This is a genomic window from Bacillus sp. GbtcB10 (genome assembly GCF_019091365.1).
Classification (GTDB): Bacteria; Bacillota; Bacilli; order Bacillales; family Bacillaceae; genus Bacillus; species Bacillus altitudinis.
In genome coordinates, this window is the sequence record NZ_JAGXJP010000003.1 from 528,204 (window position 1) to 547,915 (window position 19,712).

Consider the following 19,712-nt stretch of genomic DNA (forward strand, 5'->3'; position numbering starts at 1 on the left):
TTTGCACCAGTAAATAAAACTATTTACGAATTTTCTTACTTTTCATATCGGCTCTCGCCTAACAAAAGTTAAGACCTAGTCCTAATTTCTTTGTCTTTTATTAGACGGCACCTTTTCTGAAAATGTTTCGCACGTAATGAAAAATATTTAAACAAATAGGCATTTTCATTAATTGTGCTCAGATTGATTTCGTTTTCTGCATGAGCTGCATATTTTATGAATGTATCTTGATTAGATAAAGGTGGTGCTAGATTATGGGCTTTGGCGGTTATTCTGGAGGCTACTGCGGTGGCTACGGTGGCGGTTTTGCAGGCGGATTCGCATTGCTTGTTGTACTGTTCATTTTGTTAATCATCATCGGTGCAAGCTGGATTTGCTAATGTAAAAGGAGCAGGAAACGATAACGTTTCCTGCTCCTTTTCTTTAATACCAATAAGTTGGATAATTGTACATATAGCGTCTGAGCATTTCTTCTTGCTCTCTTTGCATTCTGTATGGATTGCCGTATCCGTGCTTTAAAGAATGCGGAATAGACGCATACCCGTGCCCCACTGACGGAAACCTCATATATGGTGACATCGACATTCATTGATCACCTCACAATCTCCTTTTACGGTTATCATATGTGCAGGTGATCAATGTGGAGCGTGTCTAAACCTGGTCCTTCTCCCTTGTATAACAATCAAGCATTGCAAGCATCATAAACATGTCAATCTCCTCCTTTTCATGTTTTTATTGTCCTTTTTAGTTCATGTACTTTAGTTGTTTCTGCTTCATTTCTTCATAAAATGTTTCGACTTGTTGTTCATAAAGAACGGTTTCAATGTCCTTGTATTTACGTTGGATCGTCAAAGTAATAAAAAATAAATGGATTGTCATATACGCTCACCTCCCTTCAGTTCGCAGCACGCGAAATAGCCCGCAGATCTTCTTTATCAGTTGACCTGCGGGCACACAAAAATGCAGATCAAAAGACAGTGTCTTCTAACCTGCGATGGATGATACGTGAAATCCTCGTTTACTTAAACAGTTTTGTAGCGTGAACCGTAAAAGATAAAGGAAGGACACGAGCTCTTCCACAGGCTGATGACATGATGAAATTGGTTGTTGAATTGATCACAAGTAGATACGAATAACATATTCTTCAGCCTCCTTTACGTTTTTAATTACTTTGTAAGTATATCCAGCAAGCACCATTTTGTAAACCTGTTTTTAGTAAATTAGATGATTTTTGTGTGTTTGACTAAATTTCTACAGTAATTCTTGTCCGATTATCCAGTGTAATCAAAAAAGTCTCCTCATCATATGAGGAGACTTTTTGCTTAATCTTCATCTAGTTCTTGTAGCTTTTTTTGAAAAAAGATCGCACGTTTCACGCAAAGGAAAGCAGCCAATAGGAAAACACAATCAACTGCCAGCATCAGCATTTTTGGTGATGCTTCTATGTGCTGATTTGGTAAAATCGTACCAATATATAAAAAGGTGCTGACAGCAAGCAAAATAAAAGCGTATTGCTTGTAATCTGTCACTAAACCATCCCACTTTTTCTTCACTTGTTTCACCTTCCCGCTATCAATGTCTATTGATAGCTTACCATAGTGAGAGAAAGCGAGGGACATGTAAATCTATCCATTCGTTACTGCGTCGAGCCCTTGTTCAATATCATGTAATAAGTCATCAATATCCTCAATACCGACAGAAATACGGATTAAACCATCTGTGATGCCAAGCTCTTCTCTACGCTCTTTTGGAATAGATGCATGGGTCATGCGAGCAGGAACAGAGATTAAACTTTCAACCGCCCCTAGGCTTTCTGCGATTGTAAACAATTTTAATTGGCTTAAAAACACGTCGACATTTTCTTCTTTTCCAATATCAAAAGAAATCATACCGCCAAAGCCTGTTGCTTGAGTTTTTGCAAGCTCATGCCCTGGGTGAGCGCTTAAACCTGGGTAATAGACACGTGTAATCGCAGGATGCTGTTCTAAAAACTCAGCGATTTTCTGCGCGTTTTGTTGATGTGCTTCCATTCTTAGTCCGAGCGTTTTCATCCCTCGCATTAGAAGCCACGCATCTTGCGGTCCAAGAATACCGCCTGTAGAGTTTTGAACAAAGTGCAGTTCTTCACCAAGCTCTTCAGTAGCTGTCACGACAAGTCCGCCCACCACATCACTATGGCCGCCTAAATATTTTGTGGCACTGTGCAAGACAATGTCAGCCCCATATGAAATCGGCTTTTGAAAATATGGGGTAAAAAACGTATTATCGACAATCATCAAGATGCCAGCTTCTTTTGTGATCCGGCTTATGGCTTGTAGATCGGTCATTTTTAGCAATGGATTGGTTGGTGATTCAATATAGACGGCTTTTGTTTCTGGTAAAATTGCTTTTTTCACCGCTTCAGGATCACTTGTGTCTACAAATGTAGCTTTAATGCCAATCCGGTTGAGCACCTTTGTCATCACACGATAGGTTCCGCCGTACACGTCATCAGTCAGTACGATATGATCTCCGCTGTTAAACAGCATCATCACAGCTGTAATTGCAGCCATTCCTGAACCGAATGCATAGCCGTTTGCCCCGCCTTCAAGATCACGAATGACTGTTTCCAGTGCTGTTCTTGTTGGATTCGCAGTTCTGGAATATTCATATCCAGTGTGCTCGCCTGCTTTAGGCTGCTTATAGGTGCTGACTTGGTAAATAGGAACAGACACGGCTCCTGTTTTTTCATCACCAGTGATTCCACTATGAATCATCATTGTTTTTGGCTTCATTTTATTTTCCTCCCTCATAAATACCTTTACTTAGATAACGCTCACTGCTATCAGGAAAAATAGTGACGATCACCGTCCCAGGTGATGCCTTTTTCGCTTCCTCTAAAGCGGCAAATAGAGCGGCTCCAGACGAGCTTCCGATCAGAACACCTTCCTTTTCAGCTGCTTCTTTCACCATTCGGAAAGCATCATCGTCACTGACGGTATAAATCTCGTCAAATAAAGTCGATTCCATATAATCTGGAATAAATTCAAGGCCAATTCCTTCCGTTCTATGCGGCCCCGGCTTTCCGCCATTTAAAATAGATCCTTCTGGTTCCACGATCACTGTTTTTAGCGCTTCTTTTTGCTCTTTTAAATAGGCAGCACAGCCTTGAAACGTTCCGCCAGAGCCCGCTCCTGCTACAAACACGTCTATGTTACCCTGGAGGTCAGACCATATTTCTGGCCCGAGCGTTTTATAGTAAGTCAATGGATTTACTTGGTTTTTAAATTGTAAGACACAATACGCATTGACAAGGCTTGCCTCTAGTTCAAGGGCCCGATCAATCGCACCCTTCATCCCATCTTTTCTTGGTGTATGAATAATCTCTGCACCAAGCGCCTTCATGAGCTGTTGTTTCTCTTGACTAAAATGTTCTGGTACACAGAAGATCGGATGCAATTGATGTTTTCTTGCACTTAGCGCAAGCCCGATGCCTGTGTTTCCTGCAGTTGCTTCAATAATGGTTCCGCCTGGGCGCAGTTTGCCCGATGCCAGCGCTTCTTTAATCAGCATATCACCTAAGCGATCCTTAATACTTCCGCCTGGGTTCATCATTTCAAGTTTTGCATAAACATCAACACCTGCCGGCACACCCATCCCTGACAGTTTTAAAAGCGGTGTGTGGCCAATTAATTCCGTAATATCATGTATGACAGCCATATAAATCCCTTCCTTTGTATGGAAAAGAAGGGGGAAACCCCTTCTTTTATTGTGTTTGCTTTATCATACGCAGGACAAGGTCTGTTGAGTGAATCGCTGCTTGCTCTAGAAATTGATCAAAAGAGATATTGGATTCTTTCCCAGCAATATCTGACAACGCTCGAACGACCACAAATGGCGTTTCAAATAGATGGCAAACTTGCGCAACTGCAGCTGCCTCCATTTCCACTGCATACAGCTCTGGGAATTTCTCTCTCACAAACGCGACACGACCAGGATCATCCATAAATGAATCTCCTGTTGCAATCGTTCCTTTTGCCACTTGAATATGATCGATTTCTGAAGCAGATTCCTCTGCCAGCTTCACAAGCTGATCATCTGCGATGAAAGCAGCTGGTAATCCTGGCACTTGTCCATATTCGTAATTAAAGATCGTCACGTCCACATCATGATGTCTAACATCAGTAGAGATGACAATATCACCTACATTTAATGAGTGATGGAAACCGCCAGCTGATCCTGTATTGATTACATAATCTGGCTGAAAGCGGTCAAGCAGAAGTGTTGTGCTGACCGCTGCATTCACTTTTCCAATCCCTGATTTTAATAAAATCACTTCTTTATCTTCATAAACACCTGTTGTAAATTCACACCCAGCGATGTTTTCTTGTGTGGCATTCTTTAGTTGGTCTCTTAAAATCGTCACTTCTTCTTCCATTGCACCTATCACTGCGATTTTCAAATCAAAAACATCCTTTCATTCCCTTTTCTTCGCTTCTACGATCCACACAAAATCATTCATTTGATGAAAAGATGTGCTAAAACCTTCTTCTTCAAAGATTTGCTTTAACACACCTATGGATGGATAGTATTCCGTTTCTAAATCCTCTGCAAGCTGATCGAATCCAGCGGCTTTCGCTTTGTTTATTTCAGCTTGATGTGCTGCTTGATTTTGAAACATTGTATCAGCAAAGACTATTTTACCACCTGAGGGAAGGATGTTGCCATAGGTGTGGATGGCTTGTTTTTTTTCGTCGTCCGTTAAATGATGGAAAGCATATGAACTGACGATCGTATCTGGCTCAAAAGGTGGAGATGGAAACGATAAAAAATCTCCGTCATGAAATACATTTGGTATTCCTTTTTGAAGAGCCGCTTTCTTCATGGCCTCTGAAGGTTCAACGCCAAACACTTTCTTATCTGCTTGAAGCAGTGCCGCCGTTAGGTTTCCTGTGCCGCTTCCAAACTCAATGACATGTTGACCTGCACGGCGAGTAATCTCTTTTAGAATGGCCGGATACCGGCGAAATACTTCTTTATACTGCTCGTCATGACCACTTACAGTGTCATCATAAGATTCAGCCCAATGATCAAATAAAGAAAGAAACTCACGTCCCATTTTTCTTTCCCTCCACTTTATCTATTTATTCCTATCCGTATAGTATGTTTTATTCCGTCGAACAGTTCCTATCCTACCACATCTTCTGATTCTTTCCTACTAAAAAATACTGGGCGGGGTAGAAAAATATTTGCCCTTTTGAATGGGAGAGATTATGATGAATCTAGAGCATGGAGGGATGAATGAAATGGATTTTCAACTGGATTTTTTAAAGGACAAAATTGAATTTTTTGAAGCAACGTCTTTAAAAAAACTTGAACAAAAGATCCAAAAACAAATTGAACATAATCAGGCGATCTTGCTGACTGTTCATTCTGTGAGTCATCAAACGACTGTCATTGATGATAAGATTTTGTATACAGCAGTTGTTCATTTTAAAGCGAATGTCTCATAAAAAAGATCAGCGTGTAGGCAGTCAGGTCTGTGCGCCCGGTGCTAGTCCTTCCTAGACTGAAAAGAAGAAAAAGGCTAAAATGAAGTTCATTTTAGCCTTTTTGCATGCATCTTTTTTATTTTATTTTAATTTTTCAACCTTCACAGGTTTCCAGCCTTTTTCATCCACCCACGTAATTTCTACGCGGTAGCGTTCACCTGTTGATTTATCACGGATGGTTCCTTTTGCATCTTGAGGTCCTCCGTTATTTCCTAACCAAATAACAGTCATTTGGTCTTCTGAGATTCCTGTCGCATAGGACATAGCTTTGATCATTTCTTTCCAGTCTTTTGAGTTAGCATCATAGGTTGCTGTATGTGATCCCGATTGCTCTGTTCCTACAGGCTCCCAGTTATCGTTTTCATATGTTTTGTCTACGTCACTTGTTTTACCGCCATCTGTTTCTGTGGCATCTTTTAACGCATCTTTGTTTGGCTCTTCTTCATCATCTGTTTTCTTTGTATCGTCTTTTTTGTCAGATGAATCGTCTTTTTTTGCATCTGCATCATCGGATGTATCTTTCTTTTGATCTTTCACATCTTCTTCTGAGTTTTGTTTATTTTCACTCGATGCAGGTGCTGTTTTGGATGGTTCGTCTGCTACATTTGTATCTTTCGGTTTATTAAAAATTAACAAACTCGATGCGACAACCAAAATAAGCACCACAACGATACCAATTAATATGTTAAGCACCATATTCGCCTTTCTGCGCTTATCACGATGTTCAAATCGAGAATTTCTACTCAAAATCTCTGCACTCCTTTGCCTCTGTTCCCTAAGTCGTTACTATTCTAACATGACATGAAGGGATGTTCTATGTCTGTTTCTTTTCAATTTCATTGACCTTTTTTACAATATCATAAAACGCTTCATTTGTCTTAGCCCGGCCACTTGCCTCATCAAGGTGAACAACAACCAGAGCGTATTTTGGTTTTTCTGCCGGAAAGTATCCGGCAAACCACTTGTGATAAAGTGGATTCCCCTGTTTATCTTTGCTGCCGGTTTGGGCAGTGCCTGATTTCCCTGCTATATGGAACGGCAGGTCTTGAAATCTTCTTCCTGTTCCTTTGTCAGAGGTCACCACCTGCCTTAAGTACTTTTGCAAGGTTTGAGCTGTATAGCGGTCAATACTGTCACCATCAGGTCGTTTGTTTTGAAAGGATAGCATGGTTGTTCCGTTTTGATACATCACTTTATCTGCAATCCTCACTTCTTTTCGTTCTCCGCCCCTTGCAATCGTTGCCATCATATTGGCAATTTGTAAGGGGGTTGTTTTGACATTTTTTTGACCAATCGCCGTTTGTGCAATGGCTTTTTTGACATGCTTGTCTCTTTTATCTCCCCATACACTGCCTGTTTCTTCACGATCAAACTGTTTGAATTGTTGCTTATGGTATACATCCCCTTCCCAGCCTGCTCGATCCACAAGCCCAAGCTTTGAAGCTGTCTTTTCAAGGATTTGATCATCTGTTTGGATGAGCTGCTCAGCGAGTGTCGCAAATGTATAATTACAGCTTTGCGCAAAGCTTTCAGACAGATTCAGTACTTCCTGCTTTCCTTCTGGCTCTCCATATAAATTCTTTCGACAATCATACATCGTTTGTGGCTGGTTCAAGTTTTTTTCAATCGCTGCGGCAAGTACGACCGTTTTAAATACAGAACCGGGAGCCATTGCGGTCAGCATGTAATTTCTTGCCTCATGCCGGTTTTTGCTGGTCACATTTGGAACACTCGCCATCGCCAGCACACTGCTATTTTGAATGTCGAGCAGAACCGCTCCGCCTTTTTCAACACCTTGTGCTTTGAGAACATTCTCCATTTCCCTCTGCATGTCTTCGTCCATGGTTGTCTGCACTTGCAGCGGATAAAACGAATGAGCTTCTGCTGTATATTTGACGTCCATCCCAAACAAAGGGTTTCCCCTTCCGTCCACATGATATAACAATTTTGTGTCTTGCTCTGGTAATAGAAATTCGTCAAATGTACTTTCCAAACCGAATGTACCGATCTCAGTGCGGATTGAAAGCTCTTTTTTGTCCGGATAACGTTTTCTCAAGAGTTCTGGATTCTCGCTTGTGAAACCTAATGTGTGGAGGGCAAGTCTTTTTTTGTCCTTCTCTTTCATATATACGCCGTAAACACCTGAATATTTCATATCATTGATGTCTTTCAGCTTTTTTTTCGTCATATCATCTTTTAAAATGAGTGGTTTCTTCGTTTCTGTCAGCTGGCTCTTCAATTCATCTTCTTCCATCTCAAGTATAGAAGCGGTTTGCTTTAAGTGAGGGAGGTCATATTGCAGGAAAGGAAATATGATGACCGCAGGCTCTTCTTTTGTGAGAAGTGCCTCGCCGTTTCGATCTAAAAATTCGCCGCGTCCGTCTGAAATGACTACTTCTTCTGTCCGCTGCCTGACACTTTCTTGGATCAAATTAATATCAAGCTTTGAAAAAGATTCTGTGAAAAACAACTGAATTTCCGCTAGTCTAAATAGGAGACCGAGCAATAAGATAAAAATAATGACACCTGTCCATTGGATTCTTCTTGTTTTCAGCATAAAAACACCTCGTCCCTATTGTGGACGAGGTGTTTATCGTATAAACGTAATTATGAAATTTTTACAATTTGGACGAACATTTCTCCGCCAGGTGTTTGAACTGTGACTTTGTCGTCTACTTGTTTGCCTAAAAGGCTTTTTGCAATTGGTGAATCGTTTGAAATTTTGCCTTCAAACGGATCAGCTTCTGCACTTCCTACAATCGTATAAGACTCTTCTTCACCGTCCGGTAATTCAACGAATGTCACCGTTTTACCGAGTGAAACAATATTTGAGTTACCTTCATCTTCAATAATTTTGGCATTACGAATCATATTATCAAGCGTTGTAATACGACCTTCTACAAACGCTTGCTCTTCTTTAGCAGAATCATATTCCGAGTTTTCAGAGAGGTCTCCAAAACTTCTAGCGATTTTAATACGCTCTACAACCTCTTTACGTTTAACCGTTTTCAAATATTCAAGCTCTTCTTCTAATTTGCGCTTTCCTTCTTCTGTCATTGGAAATACTTTCTCTTGTGCCATGAATCATTCACTCCTTCTATTAATCCTCATCATACAAGCTTTCTGCATGTGAGTGACGACTGAAATATACAAGAATGAGGACATATTCCGGCCCTCATTCCTTCTGTCCCATATTCGTAAAAGTCCATCTTACATGGCGTCCCTTTTAGATGCAACTATTATGCCTTTTTATTAGGCAGGAACAGCAGCGGTCTCATGATGATGTATTATCTTCATCGCACAAACTGTGGAAAGGCACAGGAAGCTCCTGTACCTCGTTCGGCCATTTCGATCATATGTAGAAGAATAGCTTATCCATTCTCCATCTTCCAATACATAATATGGTCAGTGTACGATATGTCTATGCTATATTATTACAAAATTGCATTTTGATCAAGAATTGTTTGAAAATTTGTGATGATTTGTTTGTCGTTTTTTTAATATACTTTTACAAAGCAGGAATAACTGAAACTTTCAGCATCCCATCGTGATTTTCCTGTCTTCATTACGCAGCATTGTTTTCCTATCATATCAAATCTTTTATTCAGAGGGCTGCTTCTTACAATGCTCACCGATGATTTCGGACTAGCCATTACTAAAGTATTGACTACAAGAGCATGATGTTGAAAAGACCTTTACGTCGTAAAGGTCTTTGTTCTTCTCCACCATTTACTCTCCGCGGTTTTGAAGAATCGTTTGAATTTTTGTCACCATGAGGTCAATGGCCACATGATTTTGACCGCCTTCTGGGATGATGATATCGGCGTATCGTTTTGACGGTTCAATGAATTGATTGTGCATCGGTCTGACGACAGATACATATTGTTCAATCACGGAATCAATCGATCTGCCTCTTTCTTTCGTATCACGTAAAATACGGCGAATGATCCGAAGATCTGCATCTGTATCCACATACAGTTTAATATCCATTAAGTTTCTTAGGCGTTCGTTTTCAAGAGCAAAGATTCCTTCAACGATGATGACATCTTTGGGTTCAACATGTACCGTCTCTTCTGAACGTGTGTTTAGTTTAAAATCATAAATCGGTTTTTCAATGGACTCGTACTTTAGCAGCGCTTCTACATGCTCAATCATCAGGTCATTGTCAAAAGCAAGCGGATGATCATAATTGGTCAGCAGGCGCTCTTCAAATGGCATATGACTTTGATTTTTATAATATAAATCTTGCTGAAGCATGAGGATTGAATGTCCTTTAAATTTTTCGTAAATGGAATTGGTGACGCTCGTTTTACCTGAACCCGAGCCGCCAGCGATTCCAATCACCACTGGTTTTTTCCCCATGTGCCGGTTATTTCCCCTTTCTCATCATGTTGCTAGGGTATACTTTTTGATCAAGCTTAAATTTCACAATTTGCAGTGGATGACGAGCGGCATCGAGTTCGTTCCCTTTTTCGTCCCAAATCGTCTCAATCTTACATGTGAAATTTTCGATTTCTGGACCGAAAAATTCAACTGCGTCGCCAGCTTTAAAGAAATTACGCTGCTGTAATGTGACAATTTGTTCTTGTTCATCATAATGAAGTACAAGACCGACGAAATCAAAGGTCGTTTTCTTTCCGTGAATGCCAAACATTTGTTCATCCGTTCCTGGTACACCTTCAAAAAAGGCAGGAGCCGTGTCACGGTTGGCACATTTGTCTAATTCATCGAGCCATTCTTGTTGAATGACGAAATTGTCTGGATCAGCACAGTAAGCATCAATGACTTTTCGATAGACACTGACAACTGTTGCTACATAATGAATGGACTTCATTCGTCCTTCAATCTTTAAGCTGTCAATTCCCATTTCGATCATTTGCGGTATGGATTCGATTAATTTTAAATCTTTTGGACTCATTGCAAATGGTGCATCTTCTTCACCGAATAAAGGCGTTTCCTCAGAGCCTTCTAGTTTATAAAGATCATAATCCCAGCGGCAAGATTGGCAGCAGCCTCCGCGGTTTGAATCTCTCGCTGTCATATGGTTACTGAGCACGCAGCGGCCAGAATAAGCAATACACATCGCCCCGTGAATGAACGTTTCGATTTCAATATCCACTTTTTCTTTCATTTCTTTAATCTCTAGAGCGCTTGTTTCACGTGCAAGGACCACACGCTCAAGCCCTTCTTCCTTCCAAAACTGCACAGCTTTCCAATTTGAAAGAGATTGCTGTGTGCTCAAGTGAACTTCAAGTTTTGGAGCTACTCGTTTGCATGTTTCGATGATGAGTGGATCAGCGACAATAATTCCCGCTACACCCGCTCCTTCAATCCCTTGAAGATATTCTTCCAGCCCGTCCATGTTTTCGTTGTGGGCGAAAATATTCGTTGTCACATAAATGCGAGCACCGTATTTGTTCGCAAATGCGACACCTTCTGCCATTTCTTCGATTGAAAAGTTATCTGCATTTGAACGAAGTCCAAATTCTTTCCCACCAATAAAAACAGCGTCTGCTCCATAATGCACAGCAATTTTTAGTTTTTCTAAGTTTCCTGCTGGCGCTAGCAGTTCTGGTTTTTTTGTAATGACACGTTTTCCATCGATCACTTCAGAAATTCCATCTTTTAAAAGTGCCATTTCCTCTGCCTCCTTTTATCTTAATAAACCGTTTCTTTAAAGAAAAATCCTGTATCGATTGAGCGGTTGACAGGCTGGATCTCTTCAATACGCTCCACCCATTCATCTTTCTGATCTTCATAGGCTTCCTTATCAGTCACTAGTAAATCAATGGCTTTTCGATAGAGGGATGTCACCTCTGTCATATAAGAAAGTGACTTTAAAATTCCGTCAATTTTAAATGAGTCAATGCCTGCGTCGACAAATTCTTCTAATTCATCAATCATACATACATCATTTGGACTCATAATGTGTGTGCCATTTTCATCCTCAAAAATAGGATATTTGTTTTGGCGCTCCTGGTCGTGAAGGAATAGACCTTCTTCCATATTTCTGCCTTCCACGTCCATTTGTTTGCCTTGATATTCAAAATAGTTGCCAACAAGTGTCCGTTTCGATTGGAACATACAGGTCATGCCGTGGACTTGAATTTCAATCTCCACTTCAGCGTTTTCTTTGATATCAATCACGCTATCCATATTGAGTTCTTTGGCAAGAACAGCACGTGTTGCGCCTTTTCTGCCCCAGTAGTTACAAGTGTAATAGTTTGTCCCAGTTGTTTCTGTACTCCAGTGCAGATTCAAGTTGACACCTGTTTCTTTTGCGGCCATGATCACTGCCGGATCTCCAAAAACGACACCATCCACGTTTAACCCATCGAGAAAGGTTAAATAATCTCCAAGCAGTGCCACACGGTCATTATGAAAAATCGCATTCATGGCGACATATACTTTTTTGTGATGTGCATGTGCGAGTTGAACCGTTTGTTTCACATCTTCTCTTGAAAACTCACCTGCAAGACGGATTCCATATGTTTGTTCACCTATTAAAAATGCGTCAGCACCCGCTTCAATGAGCGGCAGTACATCCGACACCTTGCTTGGCGTCACAAGCAATTCTGGTTTTTTCATGATTGGTCACCTCTTTTTGTACTAATAGCGATCCCATCTCCAACCGGAATGATACACGTTTGGTAGTCAGGATTTGACATCAGCCATTGATTGTATCGATCAATTTTGCCTATTAATTGTTTTTTTCGTTTATCTTCAATTTCTTCTTCATAATTTGTCGCAACTAAACCTTTAAATAATACGTTGTCTGTAATAATCATTCCGTCATCGGACAGCATCGGTTCAAACAGCTCAAAAAAGCGTTGATACTGGCCTTTTGCCGCATCAATGAAGATCACATCATAGGGCGCCATCGTCTGAACCGTTTTAGCTGATTCGATCGCATCGCCAAAAAACACGTGAATTCTATCTTTGAAATGTAATTCTTCAATATTCCGTGTCGCTTCCTCATAACGTTTCGCATTTCGCTCAATCGTATAGATTTCAGCATCTGGCAGAGCTTCTGCCATTCGAATCGCTGAATAGCCAATCGCTGTCCCAACCTCAAGAATCTTCTTCGGTTTTTTCAAAGAAAGCAACTGCAATAACAGTTCAATGCTCACCTTTTCCATAATTGGCACATGATGCTCTTTCGCATACTCCTCTAATTGAGCGATGGCATCAGGACTCGGCTCAATTAAATCTTCAATATAATCATTTATTTGATCATCTTCGATTGTCATTATATGTCTAGCTCCTTCATGACCTGAAAAAGAAGAGTCCTGCCTGCTGCAGCTCTCTTTCTCGTCAATCTTTCGTTCATCTAAGTAAAAACAACCCGATATATTTTACCACAAAGATGTGGTAATTGCGAACCTATAAAATGGATATAACAACGAAAAAAACTGCAGGCAATTTCACGATTGTCTACAGTCTTTTTCCTCTCACATGGGCGTTAGTTGCTGCCTGTGATGTATTTCGCTTTTGCTTTGTTGTGTTCATTTAACGTTTTCGTAAAGACGACTTCGCCATTTTTCTTTGCTAGGAAGTAAACAAAATCGGTTTTCTCTGGATGGAGTGCTGCCTTCCAAGAGGATTCTCCAGCATTGGCAATAGGTCCAGGCGGCAGCCCTTTGTTTGTGTACGTATTATAAGGTGATTTCACTTTTAAATCTTTGTAATAAACACGGGACTTATGCTCGCCAAGCGCATAAAGAACGGTTGGATCTGTTTGAAGCGGCATGTCCTTTTTCAACCGGTTATAAAACACACTTGAGATTTTTGACCGGTCTGTTTTTTCAGTTGCTTCCATTTCTATCAGGGATGCCATCGTTAGGACATCATGGATGGACATCTTTCTCTTTTTCATGTCCTTTTCGTACGTTTTCACATATTGATCTGTTTGTTTAATCATCGTGTCAATGATTGCTTCAAGTGATTCATCCTCACGATAAAACGGATACGTCGCCGGGAATAAATATCCCTCTAACGGATGCTTGACCTGTTTCCCGTTCACTTGTGATGTCACCGTTTTCGGGTATTTTTTCATCAATTTTTTAATAAAGGCTGGATCATCCAGCTTCGCTTCAACTTCTTTCGCTGAAAAATTCGTCTGGTTTGCAATAATAGCTGCAATATCAGACAACTGTTTCCCTTCAGGTATCACAAGCTGAAATGCGTAATCTGTCCCGCCAGATGTCAGCTTTTGAATCAGCTGATCCGCATCCATTGTTTGTTTGAGATGAAAATAGCCCGCTTTAAAGCCTGATGCTTTTTTGTACTTTGCATAGTAAGTGAAAATCGTGTCATTTGAAATCAGCTCATTTTCTTTTAAAATGCTCGCAATTCCACTGACAGATGTCCCATTTGGAATATGAATATTAATGGTTTGTTTGCTTTTTTGATCGACCGGCCCGAGTGCTGATTTTACATATAAAAAACCTGATAATGCTGCAATGATGATCACAGCAAGTACAGATAACAGGACGATCCCCATTTTTCGTTTAAAAAATGGTCGTTTCTTTTGTTCTGAAAACATGCATGGCCCTCCTCACATCTAGCTTTTATAGTACATGATTCGACGGAGTTCGGCAATTACTTGCTCATGCATGTCATGACAGAACTTGCCATAGTGTGGCTAAACCGACACCGCCTCCACTTCCAATTGCAGCCATGACATAGCTTCCATTCGGTAGGGCGCGGGCTTCGTAAAACAGTCTCACCATCATAGCAGCTCCCGAGGCGCTATATGGATGCCCAAGACAAAGCGCACCGCCTCTTTTATTGATACGGTCATAAGGAATACCTAGTGTCCGGGCAATGAGCACTACTTTGAGCGCAAACGCTTCATTGATTTCAAAAAGTGCAACATCTTCTATCTTCACCTGTTCTTTATGTAAAAGTTTCTTGATTGCATCAATTGGTGAAGCAGCAGGATAATGCGGGTCTATAGCGGTCACGGCACTCCCGATATACCGCAGCATAGGGCTGAAGCCTTTTGCCTCCGCTTCCGCTCTTTCCATCACAACGACGGCAGCTGCACCATCTGCTTCTTTACAGCTATTGGTCACAGTCACAGTACCTTTGCCTGGTAAAAAGACAGGTTTTGCCCGCTTTATCAAGCTTGCAATCGGTCTTATTTTAGCTGCCGCTTCATCTGTACTCATCCCGCCAATCGGAACAATTTCTTCTGAATACGTTCCTTGCTTGAATGCGGTTATACTTCGTTCCCAGCTTAAAAGTGCATAGTCATCTTGCTCTTGTCTCGCAACTGAAAATCTCGACGCCGTCAGCTCTGCCGCTTCCCCCATATGAGGGTCCCCTATCCACTCTGGAGAAAAGCGGGCCCTTTCTTTCATTGGTGACCGAGAAATGCTTTCCGTTCCACCAGCGATATACATTGATCCCTCCCCCGACTGAATCATGATGCACGACGTTCTAATGGCTTCAAGACCGGAAGCACACTGCCTATCAATGGTCATACCCGGAATATGTAATGAAAGCCCTGCTTCTAACGAGGACAGACGGGCAATGTTGCCACCACCCCCGACGACATTGCCTAAAATGATGTCATCTGGCTTGGTCACGTTTGAAAAATGCTGGATCAAGGGCGCGGCTAGATGCTCTGGCTGGTAATCCTTCAACATTCCATTTTTCTCACCGAAGGGCGTCCGCTTCGCTTGTACGATCACGGCTTGCATGATAATTGTTCCTCCGCCCACTTTTTCATACTGGCACGAGCGATTTTCCCTCCTGATGTTTCGATCATTTTGTCCGTGACGAGCCATTTTTTTGGTACTTTGTATGCCGCTAATGTTTCTTTTACAGCTTGCCGAATGGTTTTTGTTTGCTGTACATTCTCAATAATGGCAACAGGGATTTCGCCCCAATATGGATCAGGAAGTCCAATCACGATTGACCGATTCACCTCTGGCTGTTCATTCAGCACACGCTCAATTTCCTCTGGAAAAATATTCAGTCCCCCATAGACAATCATGCCATTCTCTCGGCCGCTCATATACAAGTAACCATCTTCGTCGAGCCACCCCATGTCATATACGGTCAGCCACTCTTCGGGCGGCTTTTCATCTTGTAAATAGCCTGAAAAAGACATTGGGCTTTTCACATAAATTCTCCCTATTTCATTTGACTTGCAAACGGTTTGATCTGCCCTCCTGACTTCAACCTGAATAGAAGGAAAAGGTTTTCCGACAGAAGTAGGTTTTTGCAGAAAGTCATCAGAAGATAAATAGGAAACAAAACTCAATTCTGATGTTCCATAAAAATCAAAAAATGTGATGTGAGGATAGCGGTTGACGAGCTGTTTTTTTGAAGAGTTTCCCCAATCTGCACCAGAAGACAGGACAAGAAGCGGATTCTTTCCGAAAGCATCCATTTGCAGTAACGATTCTGTCATGGTCGGAACCGTATAAATAGCCGTGATGTCTCCTCTTTCTAAGATGTTTTTTGCTTTCTCTGGCACAAATTTTTCTAACAATGTCACGGTGCCCCCGAAATAAAGTGTGCTGATCGCGCCGTATAAAAAATGAGAGGATAAAAGTGTGCCCAAAATCAGTACATGATCTTGATGTGTGATCCCAAAGACGGATGTTGTCATTTGAAAGCTCTCGATCCATGACTGCTGGCGTCTTATAAAGGCTTTTGGCGATCCCGTTGATCCTGAAGTAAATCCCATATAAAAAGCAGGATCTTCCTCCGGTTCACCTTTGTTCGATTGAACGTTTATGCTGAGGCTGATTCTTTCTTTCCATTCAGATAAAGAGAGCACTGGCATGTCCAGCTTGTACTTTTCAATCCTTTTGATATATCGATCTTCCACAATGACAAGGTCCGCGTCGCTTAATAAGAGCTTTTCTGCGCATTCCTTGTCACTCCACCGCGGATCAAGAGGCACCGCTGTCCATCCTGCAGAAGCTGCGCCAGCAAATAGTTGGAGAAACGGAACACCATTTGATACTAAAAAAGCGACTCTTTTTTGCTGATGAGGCGTTTCTTTTAACCATTGTGCAGATGACTGCACACGCTCATGCCAATCTTCATAAGTGATCTTCTCTTTTTCATCTATGATCGCCATCTGACCTGGCTTCACTTTTGCATGAGCTGCATAGCTTTCCGTCATTCTCATCAAACTGCTCGCCTCCCTCTATGTAAGTCCCTTTTTCGATATGACATCGCTTGAATGATTTTCACCGTGAAGACGGCACATATCCCTGCTTTGATCAGATCACCCGGTAAATAAATGACGCTGAACAGAGCTGCTTGCGTGATCTTTATATGCATCATCACAGCTTGAAAGGGAATTCCGCTTATATATAATATCCCGATACTGCATACCGCATAGATCAAAAATAGTCGTAAGGCCGTCACTTTCTTCAGCCGGTTCAGCCACAGGCTGATCATAAAGGCAGCCACTGGATAAGCAAGTAAAAAACCACCGCTTGGCCCAAAAAAGACCCCTATTCCGCCTCTCCCTCCAGATAAAAGAGGTGCGCCTGCTGCCACTATTAGAAGAAACAGAAGTAAACTAATCAGCGCTTGCTTTGGTTTTAACAGCCCTCCAGCAAGCAAAAGACCTGCGGTTTGTAAGGTGATTGGTACAGGTGTAAACGCAAGAAAAATAGGCGGAATCAATCCTAACATCCCAATAACTGCTGTCATTAATGCCATTTGCATCATATCGTGAATTTTCAATTTTCATACCCCTCACTCGATTCATTGTTAAAAATAGAGTAAAAGGTACAGTTCATTATGTCAACTTAAAATAATTTAAAGTTGACATAATGAACGTAAAAAAGAATTAACTTAATATAAAACTTTAATTCCTCTAGGCTTGAAATTGAATGTCGGCATTAACATCATGTCTTTAAATTAAACTTAAATTAACTGTAGATCTATTTATTTCCTGATTAACTAAATGCTATTATTTTCTTGATAAGGATATATTTCATTAATACCTATATCTTAGTGAAAGTACATACTGGAGGAAACACATTTTGCGTAAAATCTTTTATATTTTAATGATACTAATTGGTTCAGTAACTCTTTTATATCTAGGCGGATGTAGTCAAAAAAAGACCGTTTCAGAAGATCATAAAATAGAGTTTAAAATTGAGGACAAAGAATTTGGTCATACAACTATGCTCAACTATCTTGTGACAAACTCTGTTTCAGCCATTGGAGATCGTTTATTTTTAAGTGTAGATGACCATAGTCCTTCAAAGATGGCAAATAAAGTAGTTGAATTTAATAGAAAGACACAGAAAAGCAACATACTATTTACAACCACTTTCGAGCGTTCTTCCATTCAAGGTTTAAAAGCTAATAAAGACTGGGTCGTTTGGATTGACAGTGATGAATTAGGCGGACAGATGAATTATTACGTCATGAATTTGAGCACACAAGAGATAGAGTCGATCAAAAAGAATAACACTTCGGAGACATTAAGTGACACTCTTGAATTAACAGGTCATCGTGCAGTGTGGATATCTCATGATGAAGAAAAGGATGCTACTCATATTTATATGAAAGATCTCAAAAAAAAGCAGACAAAAAAGCTCTTTAAACTAGACTCAATGAATAACGCCCATCTCTCTGTTCACAATGATAAGCTTCTCTTTTTTAATAAAGACAATGGAAAGCAGCAAGCATACATTTACAATCTGACTACTGAGTCGCTTAAAAAAATCCCATTAAATCAAAGTTTAATCAATAATAGTCAACTCATTAACGATCATCAATTTGTTTACGAGAAGGCTTTTACTGACTCGGAAGGAACAATCAATAAAAACCAATTAATCTTTTATGACATAAACACAAAACAATCTAAACTAATTAAGAACACTGACTCGGATATCGGATCGATCGTGATTGATGATCATAATCGATTTTTCGTCGAAACAGATGAACCTAAAAAGAGTGGTTACACGATACTTAAAAAGAAGAACGATTCCATCAAAAAAATTGGTTCACTAAAGAAAGAAAATCATTTTCATTTAACATTTGATCATGGTCTTTATTTACTTAACTTTCAAAATGCACAACGAAATAATCAAAAGTTAACCATCACTTCAAAGCTTCCATAAATAATAAAAGGCCTGTGATCATGCAGATAACTCTCATCTGCTTCACAGGCCTTTTATTCGTTCTATTCTTCTTCGTCTTCTTGATCTAAGAACGTATTTAACGTTTCTTCAATCATGTCCCACTCTTCATCCGTTTCAATTGGCTCTAATTCGCCATCTTCACCGTCTTCGTTTGGTGTGAAGCTTGATGCATGAATTTCAATTTCTTCGTTATCTTGTTCAGAAATTGGGTAGTAAAGAACATATGATTTGTTAAAATGGTCGCTTTCAAAAGTAAATAGTACTTCGCAAAGCTGCTCATTTCCATTATCATCAACGATTGTAATTTGCTTTTCTCCGTGTTCCATTTGATTCACCTCATTTTAATTTAAGCTGTCTAAATACCCTTGAAGGATCATAACAGCCGCCATTTTATCAATGACTTTTTTACGCTTTTGTCTGCTCACATCTGCAGAGATGAGCATTTTTTCTGCTGCCATCGTTGACAGACGCTCGTCCCAAAGCACAACAGGAACATTGTACGTGTTTTCTAACACTTTCGCAAATGATTGGCTGGCCTCGCCTCTTGGACCGACCGTACCGTTCATATTTTTTGGAAAACCAAGGACAATTTTATCCGTTCCATATTGCGAGACGATCTCAGACAGGCGGCTGAGACCAAAGTCTCCGCCTGCTTCATCAATTTTAATGGTTTCAATCCCTTGAGCTGTCCATCCCATTTCATCACTGATTGCCACACCAAGGGTTTTCGTGCCTAAATCTAAGCCTAAAATTCTCATGTTTTACGCCTCTTTATGTGTCTCTAAGTACGATTTAACCAATTCCTCAATTAATTCGTCTCGTTCTAGTTTACGAATTAGGTTGCGTGCATCCTGATGTCTTGGAATATAAGCAGGGTCGCCTGACAGCAAGTATCCGACAATTTGATTGATCGGGTTGTATCCTTTTTCTTGGAGTGCGTCATAAACTGTTATGAGCACTTCATTCACATTGGTTTCAGCTGAATCATCAGAGAAGTTAAACTTCATTGTCTTATCAAATGAACTCACTGCTTCTTGCACCTCTCTTCCAA

At 40.6% G+C, this 19,712-nt stretch carries 24 protein-coding genes; 3 read left to right on the forward strand and 21 right to left on the reverse strand.

The annotated features are described in order from the left end of the window. The first annotated feature begins 254 nt into the window (after nucleotides 1–254). Nucleotides 255–380: a YjcZ family sporulation protein gene (locus KVT11_RS21575; protein ID WP_008342643.1), complete on the forward strand. Its 126-nt coding sequence runs from the start codon at nucleotides 255–257 to the stop codon at nucleotides 378–380. 43 nt (nucleotides 381–423) lie between these two features. Here the strand turns inward: KVT11_RS21575 and KVT11_RS12960 are convergent, their stop codons facing one another. The 7 genes from KVT11_RS12960 to KVT11_RS12990 all read right to left on the reverse strand — a co-directional run bounded on the left by KVT11_RS12960 (nucleotide 424) and on the right by KVT11_RS12990 (nucleotide 5,098). After that, nucleotides 424–585: a hypothetical protein gene (locus KVT11_RS12960; RefSeq protein WP_154666048.1), complete on the reverse strand. Its 162-nt coding sequence runs from the start codon at nucleotides 583–585 to the stop codon at nucleotides 424–426. A gap of 159 nt (nucleotides 586–744) precedes the next feature. Continuing rightward, the gene (locus KVT11_RS12965; RefSeq protein ID WP_008342648.1) at nucleotides 745–879 is read right to left on the reverse strand and encodes a YrzI family small protein; all 135 of its coding nucleotides are present in this window, start codon (nucleotides 877–879) and stop codon (nucleotides 745–747) included. 443 nt (nucleotides 880–1,322) lie between these two features. Next, the gene (locus tag KVT11_RS12970) at nucleotides 1,323–1,553 is read right to left on the reverse strand and encodes a YrhC family protein (RefSeq protein ID WP_017358091.1); all 231 of its coding nucleotides are present in this window, start codon (nucleotides 1,551–1,553) and stop codon (nucleotides 1,323–1,325) included. Between the two features lie 72 nt (nucleotides 1,554–1,625). Further along, nucleotides 1,626–2,774, reverse strand: a complete 1,149-nt coding sequence (locus KVT11_RS12975) for a bifunctional cystathionine gamma-lyase/homocysteine desulfhydrase (RefSeq protein ID WP_008342652.1) — start codon at nucleotides 2,772–2,774, stop codon at nucleotides 1,626–1,628. Nucleotide 2,775: 1 nt separating this feature from the next. After that, the gene (locus KVT11_RS12980) at nucleotides 2,776–3,699 is read right to left on the reverse strand and encodes a PLP-dependent cysteine synthase family protein (RefSeq protein ID WP_052320849.1); all 924 of its coding nucleotides are present in this window, start codon (nucleotides 3,697–3,699) and stop codon (nucleotides 2,776–2,778) included. A gap of 46 nt (nucleotides 3,700–3,745) precedes the next feature. Continuing rightward, nucleotides 3,746–4,441: a 5'-methylthioadenosine/S-adenosylhomocysteine nucleosidase gene (gene mtnN, locus KVT11_RS12985; protein ID WP_019743016.1), complete on the reverse strand. Its 696-nt coding sequence runs from the start codon at nucleotides 4,439–4,441 to the stop codon at nucleotides 3,746–3,748. Between the two features lie 15 nt (nucleotides 4,442–4,456). Further along, the gene (locus tag KVT11_RS12990) at nucleotides 4,457–5,098 is read right to left on the reverse strand and encodes a class I SAM-dependent DNA methyltransferase (RefSeq protein WP_116307217.1); all 642 of its coding nucleotides are present in this window, start codon (nucleotides 5,096–5,098) and stop codon (nucleotides 4,457–4,459) included. Nucleotides 5,099–5,285: 187 nt separating this feature from the next. Here KVT11_RS12990 and KVT11_RS12995 point away from each other — a divergent pair, with 187 nt between their 5' ends. After that, the gene (locus KVT11_RS12995; protein ID WP_046344992.1) at nucleotides 5,286–5,492 is read left to right on the forward strand and encodes a DUF2536 family protein; all 207 of its coding nucleotides are present in this window, start codon (nucleotides 5,286–5,288) and stop codon (nucleotides 5,490–5,492) included. A 120-nt stretch (nucleotides 5,493–5,612) separates the two neighbouring features. Here the strand turns inward: KVT11_RS12995 and KVT11_RS13000 are convergent, their stop codons facing one another. From KVT11_RS13000 to KVT11_RS13050, 11 genes are all read right to left on the reverse strand, one after another. Next, on the reverse strand, nucleotides 5,613–6,278 hold the full coding sequence (locus tag KVT11_RS13000) for a YrrS family protein (RefSeq protein WP_017367687.1): 666 nt from the start codon (nucleotides 6,276–6,278) through the stop codon (nucleotides 5,613–5,615). 67 nt (nucleotides 6,279–6,345) lie between these two features. Then, complete coding sequence (locus KVT11_RS13005; RefSeq protein ID WP_052320980.1) at nucleotides 6,346–8,088, reverse strand: peptidoglycan D,D-transpeptidase FtsI family protein; 1,743 nt, start codon at nucleotides 8,086–8,088, stop codon at nucleotides 6,346–6,348. 50 nt (nucleotides 8,089–8,138) lie between these two features. After that, nucleotides 8,139–8,612, reverse strand: coding sequence for a transcription elongation factor GreA (greA, locus tag KVT11_RS13010; RefSeq protein WP_007501433.1), 474 nt, complete (start codon nucleotides 8,610–8,612; stop codon nucleotides 8,139–8,141). 648 nt (nucleotides 8,613–9,260) lie between these two features. Next, nucleotides 9,261–9,893, reverse strand: coding sequence for a uridine kinase (gene udk, locus KVT11_RS13015; RefSeq protein WP_007501435.1), 633 nt, complete (start codon nucleotides 9,891–9,893; stop codon nucleotides 9,261–9,263). A 7-nt stretch (nucleotides 9,894–9,900) separates the two neighbouring features. Further along, a complete protein-coding gene (locus tag KVT11_RS13020; protein WP_060832469.1) occupies nucleotides 9,901–11,169 on the reverse strand; it encodes a peptidase U32 family protein in 1,269 nt (422 codons plus the stop codon). A gap of 20 nt (nucleotides 11,170–11,189) precedes the next feature. Next, entirely contained in the window at nucleotides 11,190–12,119 is a 930-nt protein-coding gene (locus KVT11_RS13025; protein WP_008342670.1) for a peptidase U32 family protein, read from the reverse strand. Then, on the reverse strand, nucleotides 12,116–12,781 hold the full coding sequence (locus tag KVT11_RS13030) for an O-methyltransferase (protein WP_008342672.1): 666 nt from the start codon (nucleotides 12,779–12,781) through the stop codon (nucleotides 12,116–12,118). Before KVT11_RS13030 ends, KVT11_RS13025 begins: the two co-directional genes overlap by 4 nt. A 212-nt stretch (nucleotides 12,782–12,993) precedes the next feature. Further along, nucleotides 12,994–14,076: an endolytic transglycosylase MltG gene (gene mltG, locus KVT11_RS13035; RefSeq protein WP_017358098.1), complete on the reverse strand. Its 1,083-nt coding sequence runs from the start codon at nucleotides 14,074–14,076 to the stop codon at nucleotides 12,994–12,996. 73 nt (nucleotides 14,077–14,149) lie between these two features. Continuing rightward, a complete protein-coding gene (locus KVT11_RS13040; protein WP_217609014.1) occupies nucleotides 14,150–15,238 on the reverse strand; it encodes an acetyl-CoA C-acyltransferase in 1,089 nt (362 codons plus the stop codon). Continuing rightward, the gene (locus KVT11_RS13045; protein WP_167764453.1) at nucleotides 15,226–16,683 is read right to left on the reverse strand and encodes an acyl-CoA synthetase; all 1,458 of its coding nucleotides are present in this window, start codon (nucleotides 16,681–16,683) and stop codon (nucleotides 15,226–15,228) included. Before KVT11_RS13045 ends, KVT11_RS13040 begins: the two co-directional genes overlap by 13 nt. Beyond that, nucleotides 16,683–17,249: a biotin transporter BioY gene (locus KVT11_RS13050; protein ID WP_079920069.1), complete on the reverse strand. Its 567-nt coding sequence runs from the start codon at nucleotides 17,247–17,249 to the stop codon at nucleotides 16,683–16,685. Before KVT11_RS13050 ends, KVT11_RS13045 begins: the two co-directional genes overlap by 1 nt. A 302-nt stretch (nucleotides 17,250–17,551) precedes the next feature. On the opposite strand from KVT11_RS13050, the gene KVT11_RS13055 reads away from it, so the two are divergent. After that, a complete protein-coding gene (locus KVT11_RS13055; RefSeq protein WP_116307223.1) occupies nucleotides 17,552–18,640 on the forward strand; it encodes a hypothetical protein in 1,089 nt (362 codons plus the stop codon). Nucleotides 18,641–18,702: 62 nt separating this feature from the next. Here KVT11_RS13055 and KVT11_RS13060 read toward each other — a convergent pair whose 3' ends face one another. From KVT11_RS13060 to KVT11_RS13070, 3 genes are read right to left on the reverse strand one after another with little or no spacing between them, the layout of a single operon-like run. Then, nucleotides 18,703–18,987, reverse strand: a complete 285-nt coding sequence (locus KVT11_RS13060) for a DUF1292 domain-containing protein (protein WP_017358102.1) — start codon at nucleotides 18,985–18,987, stop codon at nucleotides 18,703–18,705. Nucleotides 18,988–19,002: 15 nt separating this feature from the next. Continuing rightward, nucleotides 19,003–19,419 (reverse strand): Holliday junction resolvase RuvX, encoded by a 417-nt coding sequence (ruvX, locus tag KVT11_RS13065; RefSeq protein WP_003216519.1) that lies wholly within the window; start codon nucleotides 19,417–19,419, stop codon nucleotides 19,003–19,005. Between the two features lie 3 nt (nucleotides 19,420–19,422). Then, a complete protein-coding gene (locus KVT11_RS13070) occupies nucleotides 19,423–19,689 on the reverse strand; it encodes an IreB family regulatory phosphoprotein (RefSeq protein WP_024718370.1) in 267 nt (88 codons plus the stop codon). Between the last annotated feature and the right edge of the window lie 23 nt (nucleotides 19,690–19,712).

What these genes read in the sequence shown, in the direction of transcription:
- KVT11_RS21575 (WP_008342643.1), top strand. Translation starts at nt 255, where the DNA reads ATGGGCTTTGGCGGTTATTCTGGAGGCTACTGCGGTGGCTACGGTGGC.
- KVT11_RS12960 (WP_154666048.1), bottom strand. Translation starts at nt 585, where the DNA reads ATGTCGATGTCACCATATATGAGGTTTCCGTCAGTGGGGCACGGGTAT.
- KVT11_RS12965 (WP_008342648.1), bottom strand. Translation starts at nt 879, where the DNA reads ATGACAATCCATTTATTTTTTATTACTTTGACGATCCAACGTAAATAC.
- KVT11_RS12975 (WP_008342652.1), bottom strand. Translation starts at nt 2,774, where the DNA reads ATGAAGCCAAAAACAATGATGATTCATAGTGGAATCACTGGTGATGAA.
- KVT11_RS12980 (WP_052320849.1), bottom strand. Translation starts at nt 3,699, where the DNA reads ATGGCTGTCATACATGATATTACGGAATTAATTGGCCACACACCGCTT.
- KVT11_RS12990 (WP_116307217.1), bottom strand. Translation starts at nt 5,098, where the DNA reads ATGGGACGTGAGTTTCTTTCTTTATTTGATCATTGGGCTGAATCTTAT.
- KVT11_RS12995 (WP_046344992.1), top strand. Translation starts at nt 5,286, where the DNA reads ATGGATTTTCAACTGGATTTTTTAAAGGACAAAATTGAATTTTTTGAA.
- KVT11_RS13005 (WP_052320980.1), bottom strand. Translation starts at nt 8,088, where the DNA reads ATGCTGAAAACAAGAAGAATCCAATGGACAGGTGTCATTATTTTTATC.
- greA (WP_007501433.1), bottom strand. Translation starts at nt 8,612, where the DNA reads ATGGCACAAGAGAAAGTATTTCCAATGACAGAAGAAGGAAAGCGCAAA.
- udk (WP_007501435.1), bottom strand. Translation starts at nt 9,893, where the DNA reads ATGGGGAAAAAACCAGTGGTGATTGGAATCGCTGGCGGCTCGGGTTCA.
- KVT11_RS13020 (WP_060832469.1), bottom strand. Translation starts at nt 11,169, where the DNA reads ATGGCACTTTTAAAAGATGGAATTTCTGAAGTGATCGATGGAAAACGT.
- KVT11_RS13025 (WP_008342670.1), bottom strand. Translation starts at nt 12,119, where the DNA reads ATGAAAAAACCAGAATTGCTTGTGACGCCAAGCAAGGTGTCGGATGTA.
- KVT11_RS13030 (WP_008342672.1), bottom strand. Translation starts at nt 12,781, where the DNA reads ATGACAATCGAAGATGATCAAATAAATGATTATATTGAAGATTTAATT.
- mltG (WP_017358098.1), bottom strand. Translation starts at nt 14,076, where the DNA reads ATGTTTTCAGAACAAAAGAAACGACCATTTTTTAAACGAAAAATGGGG.
- KVT11_RS13040 (WP_217609014.1), bottom strand. Translation starts at nt 15,238, where the DNA reads ATGCAAGCCGTGATCGTACAAGCGAAGCGGACGCCCTTCGGTGAGAAA.
- KVT11_RS13045 (WP_167764453.1), bottom strand. Translation starts at nt 16,683, where the DNA reads ATGAGAATGACGGAAAGCTATGCAGCTCATGCAAAAGTGAAGCCAGGT.
- KVT11_RS13060 (WP_017358102.1), bottom strand. Translation starts at nt 18,987, where the DNA reads ATGGAACACGGAGAAAAGCAAATTACAATCGTTGATGATAATGGAAAT.
- ruvX (WP_003216519.1), bottom strand. Translation starts at nt 19,419, where the DNA reads ATGAGAATTTTAGGCTTAGATTTAGGCACGAAAACCCTTGGTGTGGCA.